At 60.4% G+C, this 13,193-nt stretch carries 13 protein-coding genes; 3 read left to right on the top strand and 10 right to left on the bottom strand.

What is annotated here, in order from left to right:
- Positions 1-185: 185 nt before the first annotated feature.
- The 10 genes from Q1A52_RS01790 to Q1A52_RS01745 form a co-directional block, all read right to left on the bottom strand.
- The gene (locus tag Q1A52_RS01790; protein ID WP_300010040.1) at positions 186-1,163 is read right to left on the bottom strand and encodes an endonuclease/exonuclease/phosphatase family protein; all 978 of its coding nucleotides are present in this window, start codon (positions 1,161-1,163) and stop codon (positions 186-188) included.
- A gap of 101 nt (positions 1,164-1,264) precedes the next feature.
- Positions 1,265-2,722 carry a hypothetical protein gene (locus tag Q1A52_RS01785; RefSeq protein WP_300010037.1) on the bottom strand — a complete coding sequence of 486 codons (1,458 nt, stop codon included), beginning with the start codon at positions 2,720-2,722 and terminating at the stop codon, positions 1,265-1,267.
- 20 nt (positions 2,723-2,742) lie between these two features.
- Entirely contained in the window at positions 2,743-3,516 is a 774-nt protein-coding gene (locus tag Q1A52_RS01780; RefSeq protein WP_300010034.1) for a methyltransferase domain-containing protein, read from the bottom strand.
- The gene (locus Q1A52_RS01775; protein WP_299829111.1) at positions 3,513-3,902 is read right to left on the bottom strand and encodes a GtrA family protein; all 390 of its coding nucleotides are present in this window, start codon (positions 3,900-3,902) and stop codon (positions 3,513-3,515) included. The genes Q1A52_RS01780 and Q1A52_RS01775 overlap by 4 nt, the downstream gene beginning before the upstream one ends.
- Positions 3,902-4,852: a glycosyltransferase family 2 protein gene (locus tag Q1A52_RS01770; protein ID WP_300010031.1), complete on the bottom strand. Its 951-nt coding sequence runs from the start codon at positions 4,850-4,852 to the stop codon at positions 3,902-3,904. The genes Q1A52_RS01775 and Q1A52_RS01770 overlap by 1 nt, the downstream gene beginning before the upstream one ends.
- A 158-nt stretch (positions 4,853-5,010) precedes the next feature.
- Positions 5,011-5,310: a DUF4387 family protein gene (locus Q1A52_RS01765; RefSeq protein ID WP_300010028.1), complete on the bottom strand. Its 300-nt coding sequence runs from the start codon at positions 5,308-5,310 to the stop codon at positions 5,011-5,013.
- Positions 5,303-6,658, bottom strand: coding sequence for an acyclic terpene utilization AtuA family protein (locus tag Q1A52_RS01760; protein WP_300010025.1), 1,356 nt, complete (start codon positions 6,656-6,658; stop codon positions 5,303-5,305). Before Q1A52_RS01760 ends, Q1A52_RS01765 begins: the two co-directional genes overlap by 8 nt.
- A gap of 43 nt (positions 6,659-6,701) precedes the next feature.
- Entirely contained in the window at positions 6,702-8,207 is a 1,506-nt protein-coding gene (locus Q1A52_RS01755; protein WP_299780893.1) for a tripartite tricarboxylate transporter permease, read from the bottom strand.
- Position 8,208: 1 nt separating this feature from the next.
- Positions 8,209-8,697: a tripartite tricarboxylate transporter TctB family protein gene (locus Q1A52_RS01750; protein ID WP_299780895.1), complete on the bottom strand. Its 489-nt coding sequence runs from the start codon at positions 8,695-8,697 to the stop codon at positions 8,209-8,211.
- The gene (locus Q1A52_RS01745; RefSeq protein WP_300010022.1) at positions 8,697-9,665 is read right to left on the bottom strand and encodes a tripartite tricarboxylate transporter substrate binding protein; all 969 of its coding nucleotides are present in this window, start codon (positions 9,663-9,665) and stop codon (positions 8,697-8,699) included. The genes Q1A52_RS01750 and Q1A52_RS01745 overlap by 1 nt, the downstream gene beginning before the upstream one ends.
- A 104-nt stretch (positions 9,666-9,769) precedes the next feature.
- Here Q1A52_RS01745 and Q1A52_RS01740 point away from each other — a divergent pair, with 104 nt between their 5' ends.
- From Q1A52_RS01740 to Q1A52_RS01730, 3 genes are read left to right on the top strand one after another with little or no spacing between them, the layout of a single operon-like run.
- Positions 9,770-10,438 carry a response regulator transcription factor gene (locus tag Q1A52_RS01740; protein ID WP_299780899.1) on the top strand — a complete coding sequence of 223 codons (669 nt, stop codon included), beginning with the start codon at positions 9,770-9,772 and terminating at the stop codon, positions 10,436-10,438.
- The gene (locus tag Q1A52_RS01735; RefSeq protein WP_300010020.1) at positions 10,435-11,811 is read left to right on the top strand and encodes a sensor histidine kinase; all 1,377 of its coding nucleotides are present in this window, start codon (positions 10,435-10,437) and stop codon (positions 11,809-11,811) included. Before Q1A52_RS01740 ends, Q1A52_RS01735 begins: the two co-directional genes overlap by 4 nt.
- On the top strand, positions 11,781-12,803 hold the full coding sequence (locus Q1A52_RS01730) for a substrate-binding domain-containing protein (RefSeq protein ID WP_300010018.1): 1,023 nt from the start codon (positions 11,781-11,783) through the stop codon (positions 12,801-12,803). Before Q1A52_RS01735 ends, Q1A52_RS01730 begins: the two co-directional genes overlap by 31 nt.
- Positions 12,804-13,193: the final 390 nt, after the last annotated feature.

The raw sequence follows: 13,193 nt of genomic DNA, 5'->3' as shown, positions 1-13,193 counted from the left end.
CCTAGTTTGGTTCGTTTGCAAATGGCAACCGGTATTGGACGTTAATGCGGTGAAATGGATGCCGCAGGCAGTGTGCAGTCTTTTGCCGAAGCCATCTTTGCCCATTGGCCTGTTCTCATGCACCACGATCAACGCGGCACCAATGCTTTGGGCCAAGCTGCGTTCCCGGCGGGAACCGGGTCAGGCTATTTGTCAGCCGTAACCGCGATGACTGCTTTCATGGGGAAGTGATCCGATCCTATGTGTTCCAGCCGGTCGAAGGCGGCAAGATCCAAGCCTTCTGTCAGATAGAGCTGATCGATGGGAAACCGCATCAGCCATGAGTTCGCGTCAAAGCTAGAGAGCATCCCGCGACCAACCCTCGGATCTCTGAAATTGCCATATTCCTTGAACCGTTCTGCCGTCCAGGACCAGGCGACATCATTGAAATCTCCCATGGCCACCACGGGCAAGTAGGTGCGATCCGCAAGCAGTGCTGCGCGCTTGATCTGCGCATCCCGCGCCTCGGTGTCGTTGCCCGGAACCGGGGGCCTGGGGTGCAGCCCAACAAAGAAAAAGCCACCGGTCGGTGTTTCGAGCTCGGCCAGTATCGTGGGGGTTTCATCGTCGCTCAGAAAGATGGTTTCAGCCCGGCGCGCGGGCAGGCGAGTGGCGAAAATCAAACCGTAGTGGTTCACCAGGGGATGCAGAACAACCGTTTCGTAACGGGCGAGCTGTTCTTCGAGTGCACTGGCCCAGACGGCGTCCGTCTCCATCAGGAAAAGCACGTCCGGGTCTTCACGATCGATCAACTGGCGAAGCTTCTCGTGCTCGGTGTTCTCCATCAGCACGTTGATGGACAGCAGCGAAACGCGATCTTCCTCCGGTATGCCGGGTTTCAGAGCGATCTCCGTTTTGGCAAGCGGACTGTAGGGAAAGATGCGCACCGCTTGGTAGATTGCGCAGCTGACAAGGACGATTGCCGCAATCTGTGTCCACGTATTGAAAAGCAACAGGCCGATAACCGCAGCGACAACTGCCGCACAGGCGATATGCAGTCGCGGAAAATCCCAGCCCCGCACCCACCACTGCGCGCCGTTCGTCAGCGGTGCAAGGGTAGTGAACACCACCGCAACAGCGAGCAACCAGAAAAGGAAGACAAAGATCAGTTGCATCCGGGGCATACTCTGTTTGCGGCAAGACAGGCAAGCACGGCGCGCCTCCCTGTGTTTTCAACGGCGGTTTACGCTATTGGTTCCCTGAGAGCAGCATAAATGTAAAGGGATCAACCGTTCGGCGTCCATGCACCTGTGGTCGCACCGTTCAGACCGACCTTGCCCGGGTTTTCGACCTCACGGATCACGAGGACGGTTTTGCCGTCGATTTGACCTACGTGCCAGTCGGACGTGGCTTGTGCCAGAGCAGCCGCCCTGTCGAGGTTTGAGCAATCCACACCCTCGCTGTCGCAGAGCAGCGGCTCCTGACCGGTTAGCTGCCTGATCCGGAAAAACAGGGCAAAGTTCGACTGGATCGAGGCGCTCATCCCTGCCTCGCTGTGCACGGCCCTCCCGAGGATGTAATAGGGGGCGGGCAAGGCGGCGAGGTCCTCGGCGCTCTGCCGGGTTTGCCCCTGCCACTCATGATAGAGGGTGTAGCGCTTGTGCGCCTGCGCGCCGTAGCTGAACAGGACCACCACAATCGCAGCGACACCCAGTCGGGCCGCCGAAGCTCCCCGGTCGTTCAACACCTGGATGCCGCGTACTACGATCACTGCGTAGAAGACCCAGAAAAAGATCAGTGCACGTGCTGGCACGACGATCCCCAGCTTGACGGCCTGTAGGGTGATGAGCGCAACACCGGTGAGCAGCCCGGCATAGAGATACAGGACCTCGAGCGGCGCGCGCTGTGCGAGCACGACGGTTGCCAGAACAAGGGTGATGACATGCGCAAAGAACACGCTGTTGGATGCAAAGCTTGATTTGCCGAAGAAGAGGATGAACGTCTCTTGCGCTGCGCCCAGGTTCCCCCACATCTCAGAGAAGCTGCCCGCAGGAACGGCTTGTCGCCACTCGGCCAAGGGGATGCCGAAGATACCGTGGAAGTACCAGTTGAGGGCATAGGTGATCAGGATCGCTCCGACGAAACTGGCGCCGAACAGCACCATCAACCAGAACAGATCCCGGACTGAACGGTTGCGTGTGCGCATCAGGCACAGGGCCAGAAGCAGGAGCGGGTAGGTGGTATAGGCCATCAGCGCAGGCACGGTGAAGACCGGCAGCAGCATGCGCGATGTCCGTTCCGAGCATTTGCAGACAATCACGGCATAGATCGCGATGATGGCGATGCCCAATTGCAGCGTGTTGAACCATAGCGAAATCAGGGTGGCCGGCGGGGTCAGCAGCACCAGTGCCGCCAGCAATACGCTCAGCAGGGTGATGCGCTGTTCGGGCGCAGCCAATACCGCGATGCTGGCTGCGAAGACGGCCCAGCAGATCTGGTAGACGGCGAAGTTCAACCACGAGGGCGTGATGATCTCGCGCAGATGCCAGATGTAGTTGATCCAGCGCCCCTCATGCAGTGTCTTGTGGTAGAAGGCGTCACCGTATCCCAGCAAAGCCGGGAAGTCATCGTGACGGATCATCGGATCAATCAGATTGGGCAGAGAGATCACAAAGATAAACGCCAGCGAGACCCATAAGACGGGCCCGATGCTGAACCGCTCTGGCGCACCGGTCTGTGCCATATCCGTATCCCCCATCGTAATCAGGCTGAGGCGCGTTCGGAGCGGCCGCTGAACCGTGCACGGGCTGCGAGTACTGCCGCGCGCAGCTTTGCGATCCGGGTCACGGTGTTGCGCGGCAAATGCGACACGACTGCACAGCGCAACCGCCACATCATGTCGCCCCCGTTTTCAACGCGCTGTCCTTCTGGCAGTTCGTGGCGCAGGATTTCCTGCGGCAAGCCTGCGCGTCCGGCGTCGTTCACGTAGAGAATGGCGTTGTAGCGATACCATGGTGCCACGTCGCGATCGTCCTGAAGATGGGGTCGCACGCAGTCATAGGCGCGGTAGCCGCGGGCGGCAAAAAGCGCCTGCCAGTACGACAATGGCTGTTCGTTTATGTGAAATTCACCACCCTGCCCAACGACGGCAGCGGAAAACAGCACGCGATCCGATGCGGCGGTCAGACTGTCCACCAGCGTCTCGGAAGCAGACCCGGGCAGGTGTTCACCCACTTCGAGGCTCTGGGCCAGATCAAACCGGCGGTCGGTCTTCAACGGCGCAGTCAGATCGGTTGGCAAAAAGGCGTCCTTTGCAATGTCGAGATTGTCAGGATCGACGTAGTCGCCGTCTGCACCCAGTACATCCGTCGCGCCCGCGCGTTGCCATTCGTTGAGCCAAACGCCCCGGCCACAGCCAAGATCAATAACGCTGTCGGGGCGCAACAGCGGGTACAGAAGCTTGGTGAAACTCTGTGCAGAGGCGCGTGCACTTTGATTGATGTAGTCGAAAAACGTGTCGTTGTAGACATGGGTCATGACAGGTTTCCTTTGGTGTGCTGTTGTTTTGCAAAGACCCAGATGGTCATGAGAATGTAGTTTTGGATGGGCAGAACGACCGTGACAGTCGCAGCTGCCACCCAATCGGCGATCCCAAGGGCGGGGCCAATCACACCGGTGATCAGGCCGGAGGCAACAAAGCCGAGGCCAACCATCACCACGAAGCGTAGCACCTGTTGCGGATCATCCAGCCGTTTGCCAAATGTGAATCCAGCCTGCCCAACATATTGCAGGCAAATTGCCAGCAGGAAGGCCAGACCGTTGGCAAATCCGCGCGCCATCCCCAGCTGCAGGAACCCGAGGTACAGCAGGAAGTAAACAAGGGCGACGAGTCCGCCGATCAGGGCAAAACGAAGGACGTGCATTACGCAGACTTTCGCATGGTGACTGGAGTGGCATCGCGCAGCTCTTCGCTGACAAAGTACAGCGGGCGGTTCTTGGCTTCCACGTAGAGCCGCCCAATGTATTCGCCCATAATACCAAGCGTCAGCAGCTGCACACCCGAGAAGAAGCTGATCGCCAGCACCACCGAAGCCCAGCCGGGGGCGGTCTGGTAGAGGATCAGCGAATAGGCGACATAGATTGCCATCAGCGCGGTAATGCCAAGGCTGGCGAATGAGAGGCGCGTGGCAAGCTTAAGTGGTTTGGTCGAGAAGGACGTCATCGCGTCGATGGCAAAGCGCATCATCGCGCGGAATGGGTATTTTGTCTCGCCGATGGTACGCGGCGCGCGGGTGTATTCAATGCCGATCTGCCGGAACCCGGCCCAGGCGAACATACCGCGGATAAAGCGCGACCGTTCAGGCATTGCCAGCACCGCGTCCAGCGTCTTGCGGCTCACCAGACGGAAGTCGCCGGTGTCGCGCGGGATCGGCACATCGGACATGGTGTTCAGGACGCGGTAGAAAAGATAGGCGGTTGCGCGTTTGAAGATGGTCTCTCCCTGACGTTCGATCCGGCGTCCGTAGACCACGTCATACCCTCGATCCATCATCAGCATCATGTCCGAAAGCAATTCCGGGGGATCCTGCAGGTCGGCGTCCAGCATCATGATCCGCTCGCCCTTCGCTGCTTCCAACCCAGCGGTCAGCGCGATCTGATGGCCGCGGTTTGCCGAAAGCCTGACGCCGACGAGGTTTGCGCAATGCAGACAGGCATCCTGGATGGCTTCCCACGTTCCGTCGCTGGACCCATCGTCAACCAATATGATCTCGGCATCTTTTTCCCACGGCTCAATGGCGGCAGCCAGACGTTCAACCAGTGCTGGGATGACGTCCTGCTCGTTCATGCATGGAACGACGATGGAAAGGTGCATTTGTGCCTCGCGTATTGCGCTGTTCACTAGAAACTACAAACGCAATGCGGTCGGAATATGGCAATTTTTGCTCGAAACTACGAAGATCAGTGGGCTTTATTGTCGCGTGATTGCGAACAGACTGTTATCCAATCCATGCTCATACAGGTAAAAAAGCCTTAAATATCAAGCTCACCTACCAAAGCTGCCCAGGACGCACCGTGCATGTCGCGGTCACCGATCGCACCCTGCACTGTGGGGCGGGGTAAAGAAAACTTAACCACGTTCAGGTCGGGTATATCGAAGCGCTTTATGGTTTGACTATCGGCATGAAAGACGCTGGCAATTTGCGTTGTCTTGAGGTCGCGGACAACCCGGGAATAGACCTCCGCGTTGCCACAGAAGATGTCGACGGTCAGCCAGAAGGGGCCAGCGTTCTTGCTGCGGACCTTGGTGACGAGAGTGCCTAGCTCAGCCAATGTCGACGACCTCCAGTCGGAATGCGTCCATCGGATTCTCAAGGTGCAACACGTGATGCAGTGCGAATTCGTGGACTATGCCCTGGTGCATTTCAGGCGGGGAAAAGAGGAAGGCAAATGTGGGCTGTTCCTCCTCCTGCGTCAGCGGGTGATGAAGCAGGTAGGGGTTCAGCAGCTTGCCGATCTCGGCAGCCTGAGCCTCGGAAGGCGCGGTGATGATGCCGATGGCGCCGATCTCGACAGGATCGCCGGTACGGGTCTCTAATGCGCCGAAACTGGCGGACTGGCCCATCAGCCGTATCTCAAGTCTGAAGTCTTCGGCGCGGATGTTCATTCGGTCCAGCACTTTTGCGGTGCATTTCGTTACGATGTCATCTGCCCAGGCAGCGGCATTTGCGACGTATCGCGGGTCTCGAAGAAGCGCCATGACAACAGTGCGTGCGCCCGCGGGCCGGGCGCCTTCGAGCTTGACGGTGTAGCGGTCCGAGGGCACCCACTTGGAACCTTCGACCCGCACGGAAGTGTCATTGAGGGCGGTGTAGCTGGCCGCAGTTACGTCCAGATGCCCGCCCGGTTCATGCAGGATGAATGGGTCGGAATTCTCGTAGAGCATGTGCGCCGAGACGGTGTGTGGGCTGGCATGCGCGCCGTCCGCAAGGGGCGTGACGGTGAAGCCGGTGGTGTCGAAGTCGATCAGGATGACGCCGGACTGTGGGTTGGTGGCGCAGAGCGCCCCGCATTCGCCGATCTTGGCGCCGTGCCAGGCTCCGCCCGCGTGACACCCCTGCATCAGCGGTAAGGCGGCGATGATCGCGGTGTCGGTGGTGCGCCCGGCGATGATGATATCCGCACCGGTTTCGATAGCGGCGGCGATCTGCTCGATGCCGGCAAGGGCCACAATGTTGGCGCAGGCGCGGATGTCTGCCGTGCTGACCTCCGGGGCGCCCGGCAGCGGCGTGACCTCTCCGGTTTCGAAGCTCTGCGCGATGCGGTCCGGGTCTTGGGAGGAGCGCAGAACCGCTACTTTCAGAGTTGTGCCATTCTCTGACGCAATCTCGCGAGTGATATCGAGCATCCAATCCACTGCGCTGTCGGTACCGCAGGTGCCTGCGGTCCCGATGACCAGAGGTACGCCCGCCTTGGCACGGGCAGCCATCAGCCCGGCCCACTCCAGTTTGGTTGAGGCGCGAGCGTATTTCGATACGCCGCGTCCCAGGTAGGAAGGCCCGCTGTCGGTTGACCCACCGTCGATGGCGATGATGTCCGGCTTGGCGGCAAGGCCACGGGCCAGTGCCTCAGGGTCATAGTTGAGACCGAGCGCGCCAGAAGGGATCAGAACCCTGGTCATAGCAGCCACCCGGCAAAGCCGGGCAGGACGGCTGCGCCGTCCATCAGTCTGTCACCGCCGGTGGTTTTTTCAGCACGCCGCGCAGGAACATGGGGGCCACAAATCCTGCAATCGCCGCCACCCACAGCCCGATCGCGATGGGGCTGGAGAAGAGGTAGATGGGGTCTCCGTCAGACAGGGTCATGGCGCGGCGCAAGGCGTCTTCCATCTTGCCACCGAGAAGGATGCCGAGGATCACGGGCACCGTGGGCACGTCGAGCTTGCGCAAAATATAACCCAGCACACCGAAGCCGACCATCAGCAGCAGATCGAAATAACTGCCCGACAGCGAGTAGATGCCCACGAAGGAGATCATCGTGACGCCCGGCAACAGCACCCAGGCGGGCACCGAGAGGATCTTCACGAAGATCTTGACCATGGGCACATTCATCAGCAACAGCACCACATTGGCGATCAGCAGAGACGCGATCAAGCCCCAGACCACATCGGCCTTTTCCGTAAAGAGCGTGGGCCCGGGCGTGATATTCAAGGTCATCAGCAGCGCAAGCAGTACCGCCGTTGTTCCCGACCCTGGCACGCCCAATGTCAGCATGGGTACCAATGCACCGCCCGCTGCGGAGTTATTGCCTGCCTCGGGGGCCGCTACGCCTTTGGGTACACCCGTGCCAAAGCCGCCTTTTTCACCCGCGATCGACTTTTCTGTCATGTACGCGAGGAAGGAGCCCAGCGACGCGCCCGCGCCCGGCAGAATACCAGCGATGAAGCCCACACCAGAGGCGCGCAGCATGGTCCACTTGGTCGCCATGATGTCTTTCCAAGGGATGCGTACCTTGTCGAGCTTCACACCGATGGAGGAGCCCTTGCCGTGGCTTTCTATGAAGAAGAATACTTCTGCGATGGCGAAGAGCCCCACAATGGCGACAAGGAAATCGATCCCGTCAAAGAGGTGCAGGTTGCCGCCGGTCAGGCGCGGCAGACCGGAAGATGAGTCCACCCCGATCATCGCGATACCAAGGCCCATACAGGCGGCCAGCGCCGCCTTGGCCTGGTTGTTCGAGGCCATGCCACCAAGGGTGCAGAAAGCCAGCAGATAAAGCGCGAAATACTCGGCAGGGCCGAAGAAGAAGGCCACGCGTGCCAGCGTGGGGGCGAGCAACATCAGCCCCACCGTGGCCAGCAGCGCGCCCACGAAAGACGCAACACCCGAGAGCACCAACGCATCGCCCGCGCGGCCCTGTTTGGCCATGGGGTAGCCGTCGAGTGTGGTCATAAGTGCGGGCTCGTCCCCGGGGATGTTCAACAGGATCGAGGAGATCCGCCCGCCATACATGGCGCCGTAGTAAACTGAGGTCATCAGCACCAGCGCGGAGGTCGCGTCCAAACCCAGCGTGAAGGTGATCGGGATCAGGATCGCCACGCCATTGGAGGGGCCCAAACCGGGAAGCGCGCCGATGATGGTGCCCAGAAAACAGCCGCAGACCGCCAGAAACAGGGTGAACGGCGACAGCGCCACGGAAAACCCGAGCGCCAGGTTGGCAAGGATATCCATGTCAGTGCCCCACGAATGGAATGAGAATTGAGATCGCGTCCCAGAGCTTGGCGGCCGTCGGCACCTTGTAGGCGACGATATTACCCAAGCCCAAAGCGAATTTGAACAGAACGAACAGCCCCAGTGACAACCCGATGCCCGCTGCAATCGCAGGCTTCACGTTCGGCGAAATCTGGTAGCTCAGGATGCCCGCGGCAATGGCCGTGGGCAGGATGAAGCCCAGTGGCGTGATCATCACTGCATAGATGCAGAGCACCAGAACGGCCACACCCATCGCCGCCCATGTGCGGCCTATCGGCCAATCAGGGTCCGGATCAGGCTTGAACATGATCGTCAGCGAACAGAGGGCTGCCACACCACCGATCAGAAGCGGAAAGAGCTTGGGCAGAAACTCACCCGAGAAGAGGTTCGTCTGGATCTGGGTGGCGGCCGCGATATACGCGACCGCCGTGATCAGACAGACCAGACCAAAAATCCGGTCCGAGGCCATTACTGAAGGACCCCAAGCTCTTTGGACATGGCGTTGATCTCGGCCACAAGCCCGTCAACATATGCCTGGAAATCGCCGCCCACCTTGGTGAAGGGTGCCAGACCATTGTCGGCCATCGCCTGGGCCCATTCGTCGCTGTCTGCGACCTGCTGCAGCTTCCCGGCCCATTCATCGAACTTGGCGTCCGAGATGTCCTTGGGCACGTAGAGGCCACGCCAGTTCACCGCGACTACGTCAAAGCCCTGCTCCTTGGCGGTCGGGATGTCGTCAAAGCCCGGTACCCGCTCTTCGGTCAGCACCGCGATCACGCGGATGTCGCCATTGGCGAGGAACGACACGATCTCGGACATGTCACCGGTCATCGCCTGGGTGAACCCGCCCACGGTCTGGGTGATTGCATCCGCGCCGCCATCCACGCCGATGTATTTCACCGATGTGATGTCGGTGAAGCCCGCTTCTTTCAGGATCATCAGCGGCTTGAGGTGGTCGAACCCGCCCACGGCGGAACCACCAGCAAAGGCGACAGAGCCCGGATCGGCCTTGATTGCCTCGACCAGATCACCAAGGGTCTGATACTCACTGTCCGCAGCCACGGCGATCACGCCCGGATCAGCGCCGATGGCACCCACGAAGCGCACCTGATCAGCGGTCATGCCCGCATAGGCGTTTTGGGCCAGACGTGTGGTGGTGGCCGAAGACGCGGCGATGACGACATCGCTGTCATCCGCACGTTCACTGACCACGTGGTTGTAGGCCAGACCGCCACCCGCACCGGGCATGTTGGTGACCTGCACGGGCTGGTCGACCGCACCGATGTCATACATGATCTTGCCGATCTGGCGGCAGGTGAAATCCCAGCCGCCGCCGGGGTTCGCGGGCGCGATGCATTCTGCGGCATATGCGCCGCCGGCCAGCCCTGCGGACAAGACGGCACTCGTCATGAGCGCCTTGAAAAAGCGTTGTGTCATTGGTTCCTCCCATTTGACTTGACGGGTTTCCACCCGTTTCATGTGGTCAAAAGACTGTAGGAACCTGACACCAACCTGTCACGCAGGAAGAACGCTGCCCCGAGATGAGATTTTTGCTAGTTGAAGACAACGTCGATCTGGCCCGCGCGCTGACGGGACGCTTTGCGGTGGACGGCCATGTGGTGGATCATGCGGGCAATCTGGCGGATGCGGAACTGGCCACGCGCACGGTGGCTTACGATTTGATTTTGCTTGATATTATGCTGCCGGACGGTGACGGGCGCGAGTTTCTGCGCCGTCACCGGGCGCAGGATAACCCCACGCCTGTCATTGTTTTGACGGCGCGCTCTGAGGTGTCGGACCGGGTGGGGCTGCTTGACTTGGGGGCAGATGACTACATTACCAAACCCTTCGATTTCGCCGAGCTGGAGGCCCGCGCGCGCGCCGTCATGCGACGCCTCGGCGGCGCCGCAGACAATAAAAAGGAATTCGCGGGGCTCATATTCGATTCGAATGCGGGCACGATTACGACGGGGGAACGCTCCGAGCAGCTGCGCAATCGCGAGATGCGTCTGTTGGAGGTATTTTTTGCGGCACCCGGACAGATTTTCTCCAAGTCGCACCTGATGGACCGGTTGTTTTCCTTCGCCGATGATGTCTCCGAAAACGCGATTGAAGTCTATGTAGGGCGTCTGCGGCGCAAGCTCAGCGAGACCCAGGCGACCATCGAAACCGTACGCGGTCTGGGGTACCGGATGGTACGACGGGAATGACTCGCACGCCCAGTTCCATTCGCCGCCGTCTGGTCGTGCAACTGGCGCTGGTCGCAGCGCTTTTGTCGGTGGCGTTCTTTTTTGCGCTGCGAGTGGTGGCCGAGCGCGCGACGGAGGCGACGCAGGATAACATCCTTGCCGCCTCCGCCACCTCCATCGCGGATGCAGTTTATACCGATGCAGGCGTGGTGCGCGTCGAAATCCCCTATTCGGCACTGTCCATGTTGGGAACAGTGAGCGAGGATCGGGTGTTTTATCACGTGATCCTCGACGGGCAGACACTAACAGGCTACGACGACTTACCGGTACCGGAGGTGCGCGGGGCCGGGCGTGATCCGCGCTTTGGTACTTATCTCTACCGTGACGACACAGTGCGTGCGGTTGTGGTGCGGCGGGCGTTGAATGCGGCAGACCGCATCCACCGGGTTGAGGTTGTGGTGGCGCAGACCCGGCTGGGGCTGGCGGCGATCTCCTCGCGCATCACCACAACGGCGACGGCCATTGGTGTCGTGTTCTTCCTGGCAGCCACGGCGCTCAGCAGTTTCGCCGCACAAAACGCCCTTGCCCCGCTTAACCGACTGGCAGAGGCGGTGCGGCGGCGGGGTCCGCGCGATCTGCGGCCAGTGACGGCGGAAACGCCCACCGAATTAGCCCCGCTGGTGAGGGGGCTCAACGGGTTCATCGCGCGGCTGCGGTCCGCGTTGACGCGCTCTGAGGATCTGATCGTCGAGGCCGCGCACCGCGTGCGCACGCCGCTGGCCACCGTGCGTACGCAGGCAGAGATGGTACATCTGCAGATGGAGAAACCCGAAAACCGCACCGCCCTGCGCCAGATGATCCGAGCCGTGGACGAAAGCTCGCGGTCCGCGGGACAGCTTCTTGATCACGCGATGGTCACCCTGCGCTCGGACCAGTTGGAGACCGAAGCGATTGACCCGGCCGAGTTGCTGCGCGACGCGGTGGACCGGCTCTCGCCCACTGCAGATCTGAAGGATATCACGATAACACGCGATCTGCCGGACAGCGCTCTGCGCGTACAAGGTGACGCGATTTTGCTGCAAAACGCAGTGCGCAACATCCTCGACAACGCAATCAAGTACTCGCCTGCCGACACCGAGATCGCGGTGCGGCTCATCCCGGGTCTCTCCTGCCGTCTGGAGATTTGTGATCAAGGTCGGGGATTCGTGGCTGAAGATGTAGCGCAAATGCCCGAGCGTTTCTCGCGTGGCTCCAATGTGGAAGATGTGGTGGGTTCCGGCCTCGGCCTCACTATCGTACGCGACGTGGCCGAGGCCCACGGCGGTGCGCTGGAGATCGCGCCCAATGAGAAAGGACCCGGCGCATGCGTCACGCTTGTCTTGCCCTGCTCCTGAGCCTTGTCACGGGCGTGGTTCAGGCCTTCGAGATAGAGGAAAGCCGTAGATATCCGGCGCCGGGTGGCACCGAATTGCGCATCCTTTCGACCGCAGATGCCGATGTGTTCGAGCCGATCATCGCGGCTTTTCAGGCTCTCCATCCGATTCCGATCACCTATGACGTTGCCAGCTCCGCGCAGGTGATGACAGCGCTCTACGACGAAAGTGCTACCTATGATCTGGCGATATCCTCGGCGATGGATTTGCAGACCAAACTGGCCAACGATGGGCTGGCACAGCGTTACAGCTCGGATGCCACAGCCGCCTTGCCACCCTGGGCGAAATGGCGTGATCGCGTCTTTGCTTTCACTCAGGAACCGGCAGTGCTGGTACTGAACGCACAAGCCTTCGAGGCGCTCGACATCCCGAAGAACCGCGAGGGGCTGATTGCCCTACTGCGCGACCATCCGCAGGTCTTCGACGGGCGCGTTGGCACCTATGACGTGCGCGTCTCGGGGCTGGGGTATCTGTTTGCGACGCAGGATTCGCGCAATACCGAAAGCTTCTGGCGGCTGACGGAAGTGATGGGGCGGCTCAATACGCGGCTCTACTGTTGTTCCGGGGAAATGATCAATGCGGTGGCTCAGGGCGAGTTAGCATTGGCCTACAACGTTCTTGGCTCTTATGCGCAAGCCCGGCTTCAGGATACGCCCGGCATTGTAATTGTCGAGATGGATGATTTCGTCTCGGTGATGCTGCGTACGGCGCTGATCCCGCAGACGGCGGAGGCGCCGCAGGCGGCCGGGCTGATGATCGATTTTCTTGCTGCAATGCGGCTACGCCCGGATCTGGCGACGGCAACGGGCCTTCCCCCAGTGGTCAGCGGGGCCGGGGAGGATGAAAATGTGATCCGGCCAATCCGTCTGGGGCCTGGACTGCTTGTTTTCCTCGACCGGCTCAGGCGCGACACCTTCCTGCGGAGCTGGGTCAGTTCGATTGAACAGGAATAGACCGGTGACCGTAGTGAGCCCAAAGTACAGTATGTCGGGAGGCATCCGGACGTCTGCCTAAGTGATGAGTCCGAAAGTCACTCGTGGTGTGTCTGTACTTGGTTTTGCAACCGCCAAGTCAACGCACAGTCCTACGGGTGTTTGCCGCATGCGTGCTCCTGAGTTTCCTGACATTGCTCGGCGCTTTGTGAGTGCTCTTTGCATGCAGTGACCCAAATGGGCCTTGCGCTGTCGACCGGACTGATCGGCTCGGACACGTTGAGGGTGAGATTAATCCGCGAAGGCACACGTGTTTCGAAGGGTTCCGGTGCGCTGCCTTGCGGAGGCATCGCCTTGCGACCGGCGAAGGGTCCCAGGCCGAGGAAACAAATCGTCCAACCTGGGTTCTTT

The organism is uncultured Roseobacter sp., assembly GCF_947488185.1.
In the GTDB taxonomy this organism is placed as follows: Bacteria; Pseudomonadota; Alphaproteobacteria; order Rhodobacterales; family Rhodobacteraceae; genus Roseobacter.
The sequence above is the reverse complement of the archived record's forward strand: the minus strand, read 5'-3'. Positions and strand labels throughout refer to the sequence as shown.